This window comes from Micromonospora sp. WMMB235 (assembly GCF_001855515.1).
Classification (GTDB): domain Bacteria; phylum Actinomycetota; class Actinomycetes; order Mycobacteriales; family Micromonosporaceae; genus Micromonospora; species Micromonospora aurantiaca.
In genome coordinates this window covers 2,855,064-2,870,394 of record NZ_MDRX01000001.1, presented here as the reverse complement: position 1 = coordinate 2,870,394, position 15,331 = coordinate 2,855,064, and the positions used below count along the sequence as shown (strand labels likewise).

Here is a 15,331-nt window from a genome sequence, read left to right as displayed (position 1 = left end):
CGGCGTGGGGCGGGAAATGGGGGCGGGCATGGACACCGACGCGAGTAACCACCGGCCCGCCGGCAGCCCGGCGGCCGCCGTGGTGCACCGCCTGCACGAGTGCGGCGAGACGCTGGCCACCGTCGAGTCGCTGACCGGCGGCCTGCTCGCCGCCGCGATCGTGGAGATCGCCGGGGTCAGCTCGATCTACCGGGGCGGCATGGTGGTCTACGCCACCGAACTCAAGGCGACGCTCGCCGGCGTACCGGAGGACCTGCTGGCCGACCGCGGCCCGGTCGACCCGGACGTGGCGGCCGCGCTGGCCGAGGGCGGACGGCAGCGCTGCGGCGCCGACTGGGGCCTGGCCACCACCGGTGTGGCCGGTCCGGAGCCGCAGGACGACAAGCCCGTCGGCCTGGTCTACGTGGCGGTCGCCGGACCGGACGGCACCGAGGTGCGCCGGCTCGACCTCAAGGGCGGCCGCGACCACATCCGCTCGGCTGCCGTGATCGAGGCGCTGCGGCTGCTCGCCGACCGCATCGAACTCCCCGCCGACGCCGACTCCGCCGAGGCGGCGGGGGCGGGCCGCCGGTGAGCCCGCGCGGCGCCGACACGCCCGGCGGCGGGATCGCCGGACCTGTCGATCCGCCCGGATTTTCAGAGGCGGGGTGGGATGTCGTCGTGGCGACCAACGGGTACGGTTGCGGGAAGGCTCCGGCGGTCGCCGTCGGCGCCGGAGCGGTCCGCCGCGTCCGGCGCGACGTGTTCCGGCCGGAGATGGTGGTCCCGTTCAGGGGGAGGTGCGATGGTCCTGCTACGCCGGGTGATCGGTGACGCGCTGCGAGCACGCAGGCAAGGGCAGCACCGCACCCTCCGCGAGGTCTCCTCCGCCGCCAACGTCAGCCTCGGCTACCTCTCCGAGATCGAACGCGGCCAGAAGGAACCCTCCAGCGAGCTGCTGGCCGCGATCTGCGACGCGCTCGGCGCCCGCCTGTCCGAGCTGCTGCGCGAGGTGAGCGACACGGTCGCCCTGGCCGAGCAGATGCCCGGCGTGCTGGTGCCGGTGACCGACGAGCGGGTCGAGCCGGCCCCGGTGGGCCCGCCCGCCGTGCGCAAGGCCACCAACCGCGGTGTCCGGCAGGTCACCTCCGACGGCGGGGTCGCCGTCCAGGTCCGGCAGGACTCGCCGCTCAAGGCCACGCTGCGCAGCACCCGCGTACGCCCCGCCGAGCGGGATGTGGTCTGCGCCGCCTGACCCCGGCCGCCGCGTCGTGGGCAGTGCTGGCGTTCGCGTCGTACTGTTGATCAGGAGCGTACGGGTGCCGGAGTGGCGTCCGGCTGGGACGATGTAGGCGCGACGCTACTGAGGGGACGAGGCGGAGATGGCGAACCCGTTCGTCAAGGGTTGGAAGTACCTGATGGCGCTCTTCGGCGCGAAGATCGACGAGCACGCCGATCCGAAGGTGCAGATCCAGCAGGCCGTCGAGGAGGCACAGCGCCAGCACCAGGCGCTGGTGCAGCAGGCGGCAGCGGTGATCGGCAACCAGCGCCAGCTGGAGATGAAGCTGTCCCGGCAGATGACCGAGGTGGAACAGCTCCAGGGCAACGCGCGGCAGGCGCTGGCGGTGGCCGACCAGGCGCGGGGCCGGGGCGACGAGGCCGAGGCCGGGCGCTACGAGCAGACCGCCCAGATGCTGGCCACCCAGCTGGTCTCCGCGGAGCAGGCGCTGGAAGACCTCAAGACGCTGCACGACCAGGCGCTCGGCGCGGCCGCACAGGCCCGCAAGGCGGTCGAGAACAACTCGATGATCCTCCAGCAGAAGCTGGCCGAGCGCACCAAGCTGCTCAGCCAGCTGGAGCAGGCCAAGATGCAGGAGAGCGTGGCCCGCTCGCTGGAGTCGATGTCGTCGCTCACCGCGCCCGCCAACACCCCCTCGCTGGACGAGGTCCGTGACCGGATCGAACGCCGCTACGCCACCGCGATGGGCCGGGCCGAGCTGGCCGGCAACTCGGTCGAGGGCCGGATGCTGGAGATCCAGAAGGCCACGCTCGACTCGGCCGGATCGGCGAGACTGGAGCAGATCCGGTCGAGCATGGCCGGCGAGCAGCTCGGCAGCCGGTCCGAGACCCCCGCCGTGGGGCAGCCGGCCGATCCGGCAGCCGCAGCCCGTCTCGACGAGATCCGGGCCAGCATGAGCCGGGAACGCGGCACCGGGGAGACCACGACCGGCTGACGGAGGGGCGGACACGATGGCGGACGAACGGGCCCGGCACTTCCGCAGGCTGCGCAGGCTACGCAACTCGGCCCGGCGGTGGAGCGTGCTGGCCGGAGGGCTCGGCGGCGCCGCCGCGGTGCTGACCCCGTACGCCGGACTCGGCCTGGCGGACGCGGCCTGGGCCGGCGCCGCGGGCAGCGCGATCGCGGTGGCCGCCTGGCGCTGGGTCGACCACCGTGCGCTGGCCGCCGTGCCGCCACCGCCCGCCCTCGACCCGGCGGAGGCCGCCGCCCGCTCCCGCGCCCGGCTGGTCGCCGCCGTCGAGCGGCTGCCCGTCGGCCCGGGCGTCGTGGCCGAGGTACGCCGGGTCCGCTCCCGCCTCGCGCTGCGCGGCACCGCCGCGGCCGAGCCGTGGGCCCGGCTGGACCGGGCCGCGCTCACCCTGGCCGGGCTGGCCGGACGGCTGACCGGACTGGCCGAGCCGGCGGTCCGGGAGGCGGCCGAAGCCGATCGTTCACTGCGTGAGCTGGCGACCCGGGTGGCGAGCGTGGAACGCGCGGCGAAGCTGACCCCGCAGAGCACGCTGAACGAGGTGCACGCCACGCTGGTGGCCCAGTTGGAGGACGGGGTGGCCGCGTACGAGCGGCTGGTGGTGGCCGCCGCCGGTTACGTGGCCGAGGACGCACGTCCGAACACCGAGCACCCGGCCGCCGCGCGGCTGACCGAGGCCACCGACCTGCTGCACGGCGTAGCCTCCGCCCTGGCCGAACTCCGCACCCCCTTGCGCGCCCCCTGACAGTTCCCCTCCCCTCCCCTCCCCTCCCCGCCCCTCCCCGCCCCGGTCTCCCCGTTGATCAAGGAGTTTGTGTCCTCCCCGCAGCCGGATCCCGACACAAACCCCTTGATCACCGTCCAAGCGCGCCCGACCAGCGCGATCGATCATGAGGTTGACGGCAGTTTCGATCTCCATTTCGGCCGTCAACTTCATGATCGCCGGGTTCCGGCACTCCGGGGCGACGTTCCGCCCGGCACTCTGCCCTCTCGCGCCCCGGGCTTGCCGGCCCTCCCGCCATCCGCGCCACCCACCCCACCCGCGCCGCTCACTCCGGTGATCAAGGAGTTTGTGTCCTGATGCGCGCCTGATCCGGACACAAACTCCTTGATCACGGGGGAAGGAGGGGGCGGTGGCGGGCGGCCCACGGGCGCGATCATGAAGTTGGCGGTGGTGTTGATCTCTGAAACTGCCGCTAAGTTCATGATCAACGGGGAGGGGAGGGGGCGCGGGGAGAGGGGACGGGGTCAGGTGGGGGTTGTGGTTCGGGCTGGGGGGGTCCAGGGGGACGTGCCTACGACGTTTGTCGCTCGTACCCGGTAGTGGTAGGTCATGCCTCGGGCCAGGCCGGTGTTGGTGAAGCCTCGGCCGGTCACGTGGAACGTCGCCGGTTCACGGGTGAAGGCGGCGTCGGTGGCGCGCTGCACGACGAAACCGGCGCCCGGTCCGGCCGGCGTCGGCGCCGACCAGGTCACCGTCACGCTGGCGGTGTCCGGCCCGGACACGCTCGCGGTGACGCTCACGCCGGTGGGCGCGACCGGCCGGGCCGGTGTGGTCACGGTGGCCACTGTCGACCAGGGTGAGGCGGCGCCCAGGTACGTCGTGCGTACCCGGTAGTAGTACGTGGTGTCCGGCGCGACGGCCGGGTCCACGTGGGACTCGCCCACGGCGATGGCCGTGGTGCCCGGACCGCTGGTGAACGTCGGGTTCGTGGCCCGCTGCACGTCCACGCCTGTCGCGAAGGAGTGGTTGGCCCAGCGCAGCGCCACCCGCAGCGGCCCCGTCGGCGGCAGCACCGCTGTCACCCGGGTCGGCGCGGACAGGTGCACCGCCGCCGGTACGGCGTTGGACCAGGACGAGCAGCTCACCGCGTTCTCGGCACGGATCCGGTAGTGGTAGGTGACGCCGGGGGTGACTGTGGCGTCGGTGTACCGGGTGGCGGTGGCGGCCACCGTGATCTCGGTCAGTCCGGTGGTGAAGGTGCTGTCGGTGGCGCGTTGCAGCCGGTGGCTGGTGGGTACGGGCCGGCTGCCGTTGCCGGTCCAGGTCAGCGCGATGGCGGGGAGCGCGGTGGCGCTGCCGGGTGCCGGGGTGGCGGTGAGGCCGGTCGGCGCCTTGGGTGCCACGCGCACCACCAGCGGCCGGCTCATGCCCTGGTCGCGGAGTCCGGCCGAGCGGGTCTGCCAGCGGTACTCCCAGCCGAGGTTGACCAGCTGGTTGACCACGACCGCGGGGCGGCCGTCGACCGGGCTGACCGGACCGGCGTCCAGCCGTGCGCCGGCCGGGCGGGTCGGGTCGAGCAGCCGTACGCTGTCGCCGATCTTGAACGGCAGGGCTGGTGGGACGGGACGCAGCGCCACCACGACGTCCTCCCGGGGGTTGACCCGGACGGTGTCCTTCCAGCCCAGCTCGCCCGGGTCGGGCGGGCGGACCGTGCCGTCCCAGCCGACCCGGTTGACGAGCTGTACGTCGCAGCCCTCGATGTGGACGGCATGGGTGCGCGGGGCGTCGCCGACGATCCGCCAGAGCTGGGTGCCGTCGCCGGGTGCGCCGACCGCGACCGCCGGGTCGGTGGCGTGCAGGACCTCGGTGGCCGGGTCGGCCGGTCCCAGCGGCAGGGTGGCCGGGGCGAGCGGTCCGGCGACCGGGTGGCCGACGCCGAGGCGTCCCACGGCGCGGCCGTGCCGGGCCTCGAACACCTGCCCGACCGACTTCACGGCCAGCGGCAACGTGACCGGGGCGGTCGCGCCCGCCGGGGTGAACGTGACCGAGGTGGCCCGCGCGGCGACGAGCGTCGGGCGCGGGGTGGAGGTGCCGATCGCGGTGTCGTAAGCGGGTTGCGGCACGATCGGCGGCGGCTGGCTGCGGGCGTACGCCCCGGGTAGCCGCTCGGCGAGCCGCCGGGTGTCGTACGGCTGCGCGGGGGTGCCGGTGACCCGGATCTGGAGCAGCGTGCGGGTGTTCGGGCCGTACCCGGGGCGGGTCGGCGGCAGACCACCGGCGGCGGTCCGGTCGGGCGCGCCGGTGTGGTGGTCGTAGCGGGTGTCGAACCGGGGCAGCGGCGCGGGGCAGTCGTTGTAGAGGATGAGCGTGCTGCCCGGCGGCACTGTGGAGAAGTCCACCACCACGTCGGCCCGTTCGCCGGGGGCGAGCAGCAGCGCGTGCCCGTCCACGTTGAGCACTGTCGGGTCCTGCCTGTCGTACCGGTAGTCCACCGGCCGGTTGGTCAGCACCACAGGGGCGGGGAGCAGGCCGCCCTCGTTGCCGATCTGGATCATCTCGGGTCCGGCGGCGGCCGGGTCGGGCACGCCGCCGTCGCGTCCGTCCGCGGGCCAGTACGCGGGCCGGCCGGGCGCGCGTACCGCCTCGACCATCGGCACCTCACCGGCGTCCGGGTCGGCCGGGCTGCCGTCCTCGGCCCACATCGGCGCGTCGGAGGCGGCCCGGTAGAGCTGGAGGTTGAGCGCGCGGTCCGCGCAGGCGTTGAGGATCCGGAACCGGTACGCCCGCGGCGCGACCTCCAGGTACGGGTAGGCCACGCCGTTGACGAGCGGAGTGTCGCCGTACGCGTCGGGGACCGCCGACGGGTGCGGCACGCCCGGTACCAGCGGCGGCTCGTCCGGGTCGGTGTCGGGGTCGTGGTGCGGGTTCGGCACCGGGGCGACCCACGGGCTGGCGCCGCCGTCCGGGTCGTGGGTCCACGGCCCGTAGTCCCAGCGCCCGGTCGGGTTGGTGCCGGTGAGGCGGTACGGGTTCTGCCGCGGCTGGTAGACGTGCGGGTGCCACAGGCTGCCCTTGGCACCCCAGCGGTCCCGGTCCCAGGTGGGGTCCTGGGCGGCGAGCTGCGCGTCGTCGGGTACGAACGTCTTGTCCTCGATCACCAGCGGGAGCTGGTCGGCGGGCAGCACGCCGTCGTCGACGAGCCGTTCCTCGGCCGGGTCGGTGAGCAGGTAGAGCGCGATCTGCCCGGAGTAGACGGTGAGCCGGGACAGGCCGAGCGTGTTGTCGTGCAGCCACATGAGCCGGCCGCTCTGGTCGTTCGGGAAGTACAGCGTGGTGGCGCCCGCGCCGGGCGGCGGCATGTCCGGCACCGGCGTCACACCCACACCCGTCGGGTACGGGGTGATCTCGCCGGCCGGGGTCACCCACTGCCACGGGTTGCCGGCGCTGATCCACCCGGTCTGCGCGCCGGACAGGTGCGGTACGGCGCGGTTCTGCGGGTACGGGGCGGGACCGTCGAGCGGCCCGGCTCCGGCGCCGTCGACCGTCTCGTCCACGGGCAGGAACAGCTCGCCGGTCCGTCCGGTGGGGAGCTGGTTGATGAACTTGATCCGTACCGGGCGGCCCCGCCGGGCCACGATCATCGGGCCGAGGTGCCAGGGGCGGTCGGGCGGGCCGACCGTGTTGTGCCCGGAGGCGTCGGTGCCCAGGTTGAGCTGGCGGTAGCCGCGCAGCCGGGTGGCGGGCAGGTCGCGGTGCAGGCGCTGCGCGTACTCCTGGAGGCCGATCTCGTAGTAGTCGCAGCCCGGCCAGGTGATGGTGTCCGGGACGGCGACGGGCAGGCGGGCGCCGAGCCCGGCGGTGGCCGGCTGCCCGGGGAGCGGCAGCGGGTCGACGAACTTGCGGATGCCGGTGCCGGGTACCGGGCGGCCGTCCGGGTCGAGCGTGGGCAGCGGGCTGGCGGCGGTGTTCGGCACCGGGCCGAACAGGCGCGGGACGGCGGCCGGGTCCAGGCTTGCAGGCGCCGGGCCGCCGCCGGGTTCCTCGTCACTGCCGCGAGCGGCCGGAACGGCGGGCGCGACGGAACCGGCCGGCGTCGGGTCACCGGTGGGCGCGGTCTCCTCGGCGATGGCGACGACGGCGGCGCGGTCCGGGCGTCCGGGCCGGCTGCGGCGGAACAGCACCATGGCTCTCCCCGGGGTCGGGGCGCGCCGGCCGACACCCCGGCGTGGCGGGCGTACGCGCTGCTGACGATCCGTGAGCGGTCCACCGCAGCATGCGACGTCACAGGGGTGAGGCGGAAGTACCCAATCGTCCCTATCTCGGCCGATCTTGGGCGTTTCGTGGAAGTTCCACGGCGGGTTGGCAGGCCGGACACCAGTAGGTGACCCGTTCGCCCAGTTCCTCCTTGCGGATGGCCGTCCCGCAGCGGCGGCACGGCTGCGCCCGCCTGCCGTAGACGTAGCTGGTGCCGCCCCGGTGCAGCACTCCTGTGGTGCTCTGCGTCCAGCGGCCCCGGTTGGCCGCGAGCAGCCGCTGGGCCAGCGCGACGGTGCCGGTCAGGTCCGGCACTGCGCCCACCGGCGTCCACGGCGACACGCCGCGCAGGAACAGCACCTCACACTTGTAGAGGTTGCCCACCCCGGCCAGGTTGCGCTGGTCGAGCAGCGCCTCACCGATGGTGCGGTCCGGGTCGGCCGCGAGCCGGCGGACCGCCTCGTCGGCGTCCCAGTCCGGGCCGAGCAGGTCCGGGCCGAGGTGGCCGACGAGCGACTCCTCCTCGGCGGTTGGCACCAGCGCCAGCTCGTGCAGGTGGTAGCCGACGGCGACAGCGGCGGGGGAGCGCAGCACCACCCGGATCAGGTGCGCGGGCCGTCCGCTCCAGCGCTCACCCGGGGCGTACGCCCGCCAGGCGCCGTCCATCCGCAGGTGCGAGTGCAGCGTCCACGGCTCGGCGTCGGTGCGGGTGAGGCGCAGCAGCAGGTGTTTGCCCCGGCTGGCCGACTCGCGCACGGTCCAGCCGGTGAGGTCGGTGGTGGCGAGTTGCGGCACGCGGAAGTCGGACCCGGTGAGCCGGGCCCCGGCGAGCGCGCGTTGCAGGACGCGTGCGGTGTTCCAGACGGTGTCGCCTTCGGGCACCCGGCCATTGTCCCCCGGCCGAGCAGAATTCGCATGTGTCGCTATTTGTACTGAGGTTCCACTTGATCTGCGGAAACGCAACGATCAGGGGGTTCTGAGGAGAATGCTGATGGCACCTTCACGACGTCGTACCGTCGTCGCCCTGACCGCCCTGCTCACCGTGGCCGCCGGACTGCCCGGCACGCCCGCGTCGGCCGCGCCCCCGCCCACCGCCGTACCGGCCCGCGCCGCCGCGCCCGGCCCCGAACGCTGGTCCGTCGACCTCGCCGTCGCCGGCGGCGACGACGTCAACGTCGCCTGGCGGTCCGGCCGCCTGCGGCTCGCCGACCCCCGGCCCAACGCCCGCACCCGCCCGGCCGCCGTCGGCGGACCGGTCGCCGAGGGCATCCTGCTGTCCGCGCCGCGCACCCTGGACCGGCCCGCGACCCGGGTACGCGCACAGTTCGCCGCCCGCACCGGCGACGGGGGTACGGCGGTGGCACAGGTACGCGGCTGGCGTGGCCGAGGCTGGACCGAGTGGCGCGACGCCACCGAGGCGGTGTTCGACGCACCGGTCAGCCGGGTGCAGGCGCGCGTCGTGCTGACCACCAGCGGCAGCGCGTCGGAGGCCACCGTCACCGGCCTGACCCTGGCCGCCGACAAGGTCGCTACCACGGCGGTCCAGCCGGCCGCCGCGCTCAAGTACCGGGTGTACGCGACCCGGATCGGCCTGGTCGGCGGCATCACCGCCAATGGGCACACGGTGCGTACCCGGGACCACTTCGCGGCGCTGCCCACCCGGCGCGGCCTGTCCCCGCGCAACACCGGCGACTACACCGTGAAGGTCTGCACGACGAACGGCAGCCGCTGCGAGTACGCCCCGGTGTGGGACGTCGGCCCGTGGAACACCCGCGACGACTGGTGGAACCCGGCGTCGATCAGGGAGAACTGGAAGGACCTGCCGCGCGGGCTGCCCGAGGCGCAGGCGGCGTACCAGAACGGCTACAACGGCGGGCGCGACCAGTTCGGCCGTACCGTCCGCAACCCGGCCGGGCTGGACCTGGCCGACGGGACGTTCTGGGACGGGCTGCGGCTCACCGACAACGCGTGGGTGGACGTGACGCTGCTGTGGACCGGCGGCGGGGCGCGGGCGGTGGTCGGTTCCGGGCCGCTGAACCTGCGCGCCGGGGCGAGCACCTCGTACGCGAGCCGGGGCCTGGCCGCCACGTACGCCCACGTGCCGGTGCAGTGCTACGTGACAGGGCAGCGGATCGCCGGCACGTACCGCACGACGACGAGGTGGTACCGCCTGGTGGGCGGCAACTACGTCAGCCACGCGTACCTGTCCTCGATCTACGGCGGCACAGTCCCCCGCTGCTGACGCCCCCGTCCCCGCTCGTCCCCGTCCGTCCCCCCTCTCCTCCGCGATCTTGCAGTTTCGGCCCTGCCCCGGGGGCATTCGCCCGTTATGCCGGGGCACCAAGTGCAAGATCGCGGGGGAGACGGGTGATGGTGACCAGGGCGCCTGGGGTGGTTTGGAGGGTGTCGGCGGCTCGGCCGGTGTTCACCGCTATCGCGACCTGGGCGGCGGAGTCGACGTAGACCACCAGGGCGCCGGGTTCCGCGTCGCCGAAGGTACGGCCGTGGACCGCCTCGTGGCCGTTCACCAGCACCCGGGACGGCAGGCCGTCGAGCAGCGTGCCCGGCGCGGCGAGCTGGACGTTGCCGAAGTGGTCGACGGTCAGCACCTCCGCGCTGAGGCCGCCGGGCTCGGCGCGTACCACCGGTTCCGGCAGCCGGACCAGCGTGCCCGGGTCGACTGCCGGCCCGGCCTCGGCCGGCGGCGCGCCGAGCGCCAGCCGGGCGGCCACCGGCGCGAACACGTCCCTCCCGTGGAACGTGCGGGAGACGACCGGGCCGAGCCAGTCCGGGTTGGTCAGTTCCACCGCCTCGGTCACTCCGCCGAGCGCCTCCGCGGCCGGGACCAGCAGCCCGTTGTCCGGCCCGACCAGCAGTCCGCCGGGCGCGGCGAGCGCGATCCCGCGTCGCGTCGTGCCGACACCCGGGTCGACCACCGCCACGTGCACGCCCCACGGCAGGTACGGCACCGTCTGCGCGAGCACCGCCGCGCCCCGGCGTACGTCGGCCGCCGGGATCAGGTGCGTCACGTCGATCACCCGGACGGCCGGGGCGAGCCGGGCCAGCACGCCGTGGCACGCCGCCACGAACCCGTCGGACAGCCCGTAGTCGGTGGTCAGCGAGACACACCGCGGGGTGCCGTTCACGTGTTGCCCGCCCCGCTGAGGTGCCGCGCCAGGCGCAGCTCGTGGACCACCACGATCGGTCCGCCCCAATCCCGCTCGTGCAGCGCCGTCAGCGCGGCGCGGTCCTCGTCGCGCGCCTGGCGTACCCGGATCGAGGCCACCGGCCCACCCTACGTGCCCGCTCCCCGTAACGCCGGGCGGTCAGCCGCGCAGACGCAGCCCGCGCGGGGTGGCGCGGAAACCGGCGGCGGTCAGCGCGTCGCGCAGCGGGGACGCGTGCACGGCCTCGCCGTCGGCGCGTTCCACCGAGATCGCGCCGAGCGCACCGGAGTGCACCGCGTCGGCGAGCGCCTTGCCGGCCGCGGCGAGCGTGTCGGTGTCGTCGGTGAACGACAGGATCGTCCGGCCGCCCCGCTCCACGTAGAGCACCAGGTCGCCGCCGACGAGCACGACAAGCGCTCCCGCCTTGCGCCCGGCCCGGTGGCCGGTGGCCGGTGCCGCGCCGTCGCCGGAGTCGACCACGCGCTCCGGCCAGGGCAGCGCCGCGCCGTACGGGTTCGCCGGGTCGGTGGCCGCGAGCACGACTGTCGGACCGCCCCGGCCCTGGGTGCCGTCGGCGAGCGCGCGGATGCGGTCCACCGCGCCGGGCACCGCGAACTGCGCCGCGCCGAGCCCTTCGACGAAGTAGCCGCGCCGGGCCGCCCCGCGTTCCTCCATCGCGGACAGCACCGGGTAGACCCCGGCGAAGCCGCCGGTGACCTGCTCGGCCACGACCGCGCCCCGGGTCACCACGCCGTGCCGCTCCAGCAGCAGGTCGGCGAGGGCGGCGGCGCGGCGGGTGGGGTCGAGGTCGCGGTCGGGCAGCCGGGACCAGCGACCGGCCATCGTGGGCGGACCGCCCCGGCTGGGCAGCGCCACCCGGCCCGGACGGCGGTAGCGGGTGCGCGGCGCCGACGGCCGGGACCGGTGTGCCCCACCGGCGCCGAGCGCGGCGCGCAGCGGCGCGAGCGTGTCGTTGGTGAGGTGACCGGCCCACACCAGATCCCACACCGCGCCCGACAGCGCGGCGTCGTCTGTGGCGCCGACCCGGTCGGACAGCGAGCGGAAGAACAGCGCCTGCCCGTCGGCGAGCGCGTCGAGCACCGACTCGTGCAGCGGGGTCAGCGTCAGTGCCTCCTCCGGCGGCGGGAGCAGCAGCGGCGCCACGTCGGCGTACGCGAGCGTCACCCACCCGTCGCCGCCGGAGATCGCGCCCGCGCCGGCCCACACCACCTCGCCGCCGGCGCACAGCTCGTCGAGCTGGGCGGGGGAGTAGTCGGCGACCCGGGCCGGGAGCACCAGGCGTTCCAGCGCGGACGCGGGCACGCTCACGCCCTGCAACTGCTCGACGGCAGCGGCGACCGCCTCGACGCCCCGGGCCGACGAGCCGACCTGCTGCCAGCGGGGCAGGAACGCGGCGAGCGCGCGCGGCGGCACCGGCTCGATCTCCCGGCGCAGGGCCGCGAGCGAGCGACGGCGCAGCATGCGCAGCACCTCCGCGTCGCACCACTGGGTGCCGACACTGTCCGGAGCGAACTCGCCGGAGACCACCCGGCCGCCCGAGGCGAGCCGCCGCAGCGCCTGCTCCACCACGAACACGCCGAGCCCGAACCGGGCCGCGCAGGTGGCGGCCGCGAACGGGCCGTGCGTGCGGGCGTACCGGGCGACCAGATCGGCGAGCGGATCGGCCACCGGCGCGAGGTACGCCTCGGCGACCCCGACGGGCAGCGCCACCCCGAGCGCATCACGCAGCCGGGCGGCGTCCTCGACGACCACCCAGCGGTCCTCGCCGGCGATGCGGACCCGCAGCACCCGCCGGGCCGCCGCCAGCTCGTCGGTCCAGGACTCCGGCACTCCCCGTTCGGCCAGCTCGGCGCTGCTCAGGTCACCGACCACGCGCAGCAGCTCGACCACGTCCTCCGGGTCGCGGGGACGTCGCTGCTCGGTGAGCCAGCGCAGTTGGCGCGCCGTCTCGGCGAGCACCTCCGGGTCGAGCAGCTCCCGCAGGTCGACCCGGCCCAGCAGCTCGCCGAGCAGGCCGGAGTCGAGCGCCAGCGCGGCGGCCCGCCGCTCGGCCAGCGGCGCGTCGCCCTCGTAGAGGAACGCGCCGACGTACCCGAACAGCAGCGACCTCGCGAACGGCGACGGGCGTTCGGACTCCACCTCGACCAGGCGTACCTTGCGGGCGGCCAGGTCGCGCATCAGCTCGCCGAGGGCGGGCTGGTCGAAGACGTCCTGGAGGCACTCGCGGGCGGCTTCCAGCGTGACCGGGAAGTCGGCGTACTCGCGGGCCACGTCGAGCAGTTGCGCGGCGCGCTGGCGTTGCTGCCACAGCGGCTGCCGCCGCCGGGGGTCACGCCGGGGCAGCAGCAGCGACCGGGCCGCGCACTCGCGGAACCGGGACGCGAACAGCGCCGACGTGCCCACCGACTCCTCGACGAGCTGGGCGATCTCGTCCGGCTCGAACACGACCACGTCGGCGCCGGGCGGCGTCTCGGCGGTGTCCGGCAGGCGCACCACGATGCCGTCGTCGGAGGGCATGACCTGGGCGTCCACGCCGTACCGCTCGGCCAGCCGGCGGCCGATCGCCAGCGCCCACGGCCCGTTGACGCGCGCGCCGAGCACCGAGTGCACGGCGAGCCGCCAGTCGCCCAGCTCGTCGCGGAACCGTTCGACCACCACCGTCCGGTCGTCCGGCAGCGACCGGGTGGCGGCCTTCTGCTCGCGCAGGTAGTTCATCAGGTTGCCGGCGGCCCAGTCGTCGAGCCCGCCGGCCCGCAGCGCCGCGACCGCGTCGGCGTCGGACTGCCGCAGCAGCGTCCGGACCCGGGCGCCGATCGCCCGCCCCAGCTCGACCGGGCGGCCGAGCTGGTCGCCCTTCCAGAACGGCATCCGGGCCGCCTGCCCCGGTGCGGGGGAGACGAGCACCCGGTCGGGGGTGATCTCCTCGATCCGCCAGGACGACGAGCCGAGCAGGAACACGTCACCCACCCGGGACTCGTAGACCATCTCCTCGTCCAGCTCACCGACCCGTGCGGCCCGCTCGGCGCCGGCAAGGAACACGCCGAACAGGCCCCGGTCGGGGATGGTGCCGCCGCTGGTCACGGCGAGCCGCTGGGCGCCGGGCCGGCCGGTCAGGACGTCGGTGGCGCGGTCCCAGACCAGGCGCGGCCGCAGCTCGGCGAACGCGGTGGACGGGTAGCGCCCGGAGAGCATGTCGAGCACCGCGTGCAGCGCCGAGTCGGGCAGCTCCGCGAACGGCGCCGCCCGCCGGACCAGCACCGCGAGGTCGCCGAGCCGCCACGGCTCCAGCGCCACCATCGCCACGATCTGCTGGGCCAGCACGTCGAGTGGGTTGCGCGGGTAGTGCAGCTCCTCGATCGCCCCGGCGCCCATCCGCTCGGCCACCACAGTGCAGGAGAGCAGATCGCCCCGGTGCTTGGGGAAGACGACGCCGCGCGAGACCGCGCCGACCTGGTGCCCGGCCCGCCCGACCCGTTGCAGCCCGGCCGCCACGCTCGGCGGCGCCTCGATCTGCACCACCAGGTCGACAGCGCCCATGTCGATGCCCAGCTCCAGGCTGGACGTGGCGACCACGGCGGGCAGCCGGCCGGACTTGAGCGCCTCCTCGATCTGCTTGCGCTCCTCCCGGGACACGCTGCCGTGGTGCGCCCGCGCGATCACCGCCGGCGCCCCGGCCGCCGCGCCGGACTGCGCCATCACCTCCGCCGGCTGCCGAGGCGCACGCACCGGCCCGGCGCCGTCGCCGGCCGGCGGGCCGTCGCCGGGCAGCAGATCGGATACGCGCACCGGCTCCCCGCCCCGGGCCACGCGGCTGCCCTCCGGCGCGGACGCCGCCTCGACCTCCTCGGCGGCCAGCTCGTTGAGGCGGGCGCAGAGGCGTTCGGCGCTGCGCCGGGAGTTGGTGAACACGATCGTGGACCGGTGCGCGCGGATCAGCGCGAACACGCGTTCCTCGACCGCCGGCCAGATCGAGGGGCGGCGGGGCGCGAGGCCGCCCAGGTCGTCCTCGGGGGGCTCCTGCTCGTCGAGGCGCGTCATGTCCTCCACCGGAACCTGGACGCTGACCTCGATGGTCTTGTTCGACGGCGGCTGCACCACGTCGACCGGGCGTGCGCCGCCGAGGAAGCGGGCGCACACGTCGATCGGCCGGACGGTGGCGGACAGTCCGATCCGTTGCGCGGGCCGCTCCAGCAGCGCGTCGAGCCGTTCCAGGGACAGCGCCAGGTGCGCGCCGCGCTTGGTGCCGGCGACCGCGTGCACCTCGTCCACGATCACCGTGTCGACGCCGCGCAGCGAGTCGCGGGCGGCGGAGGTGAGCAGCAGGAACAGCGACTCGGGTGTGGTGATGAGGATGTCCGGCGGGGTGCGGGCGAAGGCGCGGCGCTCGTCGGCCGGGGTGTCGCCGGTCCGCATGCCGACGGTGACGTCCGGCGGGACCAGGCCGAGCCGGGAGGCGGCCTGGCGGATGCCGGTGAGCGGGGCGCGCAGGTTGCGTTCCACGTCGACGGCGAGTGCCTTGAGCGGGCTGACGTAGAGCACCCGGCAGCGGCGCCGGGGATCGGCCGGCGGCGGCTCCTTGGCGAGCCGGTCGAGCGACCAGAGGAACGCCGCGAGCGTCTTGCCGGAGCCGGTCGGCGCGACGACGAGGGCGTTGCGGGCGGCGGCCACCGAGCGCCAGGCGCCCTCCTGGGCCGGGGTGGGCGCGGCGAAGGCCGCGGTGAACCACTCCCGGGTCGCCGCGCCGAACTCCGCCAGCACCCCGCCCGACCGGCCTGGCCCGCCCTGCCCGCCTGACCCGCCCTGCCCGCCTGACCCGCCCGACCCGCCTGACGGGGTCACCTCGTCCGCCACGCTCCCATCCTGCCGCGCGGGTGTGACATCCGGCCCGCCGCCGGACCGTTCCGTCCCGCCCGCAGCAG

General features: G+C 75.3%; 10 protein-coding genes. 5 read left to right on the top strand and 5 right to left on the bottom strand.

The genetic code is table 11. The features are described 5' to 3' along the window. Nucleotides 1-28 precede the first annotated feature (28 nt). The 4 genes from BFV98_RS11865 (at nucleotide 29) to BFV98_RS11850 (ending at nucleotide 2,991) form a co-directional block, all read left to right on the top strand. Nucleotides 29-574 carry a CinA family protein gene (locus BFV98_RS11865; protein ID WP_369830065.1) on the top strand — a complete coding sequence of 182 codons (546 nt, stop codon included), beginning with the start codon at nucleotides 29-31 and terminating at the stop codon, nucleotides 572-574. Nucleotides 575-784: 210 nt separating this feature from the next. Then, nucleotides 785-1,234: a helix-turn-helix domain-containing protein gene (locus BFV98_RS11860; protein ID WP_071096310.1), complete on the top strand. Its 450-nt coding sequence runs from the start codon at nucleotides 785-787 to the stop codon at nucleotides 1,232-1,234. A 127-nt stretch (nucleotides 1,235-1,361) separates the two neighbouring features. Then, nucleotides 1,362-2,213 carry a PspA/IM30 family protein gene (locus tag BFV98_RS11855; protein ID WP_013284702.1) on the top strand — a complete coding sequence of 284 codons (852 nt, stop codon included), beginning with the start codon at nucleotides 1,362-1,364 and terminating at the stop codon, nucleotides 2,211-2,213. Between the two features lie 16 nt (nucleotides 2,214-2,229). Next, the gene (locus tag BFV98_RS11850) at nucleotides 2,230-2,991 is read left to right on the top strand and encodes a hypothetical protein (protein ID WP_013284703.1); all 762 of its coding nucleotides are present in this window, start codon (nucleotides 2,230-2,232) and stop codon (nucleotides 2,989-2,991) included. Nucleotides 2,992-3,494: 503 nt separating this feature from the next. On the opposite strand, the gene BFV98_RS11845 is transcribed toward BFV98_RS11850, so the two are convergent. Then, nucleotides 3,495-7,154, bottom strand: coding sequence for a fibronectin type III domain-containing protein (locus BFV98_RS11845; RefSeq protein ID WP_071096308.1), 3,660 nt, complete (start codon nucleotides 7,152-7,154; stop codon nucleotides 3,495-3,497). Nucleotides 7,155-7,284: 130 nt separating this feature from the next. After that, nucleotides 7,285-8,106, bottom strand: a complete 822-nt coding sequence (locus BFV98_RS11840; protein WP_071096306.1) for a DNA-formamidopyrimidine glycosylase family protein — start codon at nucleotides 8,104-8,106, stop codon at nucleotides 7,285-7,287. A gap of 109 nt (nucleotides 8,107-8,215) precedes the next feature. Here BFV98_RS11840 and BFV98_RS11835 point away from each other — a divergent pair, with 109 nt between their 5' ends. After that, nucleotides 8,216-9,466, top strand: coding sequence for a hypothetical protein (locus tag BFV98_RS11835; RefSeq protein WP_071098843.1), 1,251 nt, complete (start codon nucleotides 8,216-8,218; stop codon nucleotides 9,464-9,466). 85 nt (nucleotides 9,467-9,551) lie between these two features. On the opposite strand, the gene BFV98_RS11830 is transcribed toward BFV98_RS11835, so the two are convergent. Genes BFV98_RS11830 through BFV98_RS11825 form a run of 3 tightly spaced genes read right to left on the bottom strand, consistent with a single transcriptional unit; the run spans nucleotide 9,552 to nucleotide 15,170 of the window. Then, nucleotides 9,552-10,370, bottom strand: a complete 819-nt coding sequence (locus BFV98_RS11830) for an S-adenosyl-l-methionine hydroxide adenosyltransferase family protein (RefSeq protein WP_071096304.1) — start codon at nucleotides 10,368-10,370, stop codon at nucleotides 9,552-9,554. Beyond that, complete coding sequence (locus BFV98_RS32250) at nucleotides 10,367-10,510, bottom strand: hypothetical protein (RefSeq protein WP_176921691.1); 144 nt, start codon at nucleotides 10,508-10,510, stop codon at nucleotides 10,367-10,369. The genes BFV98_RS11830 and BFV98_RS32250 overlap by 4 nt, the downstream gene beginning before the upstream one ends. Before the next feature lie 40 nt (nucleotides 10,511-10,550). Further along, the gene (locus BFV98_RS11825) at nucleotides 10,551-15,170 is read right to left on the bottom strand and encodes an ATP-dependent helicase (RefSeq protein WP_071096302.1); all 4,620 of its coding nucleotides are present in this window, start codon (nucleotides 15,168-15,170) and stop codon (nucleotides 10,551-10,553) included. Nucleotides 15,171-15,331: the final 161 nt, after the last annotated feature.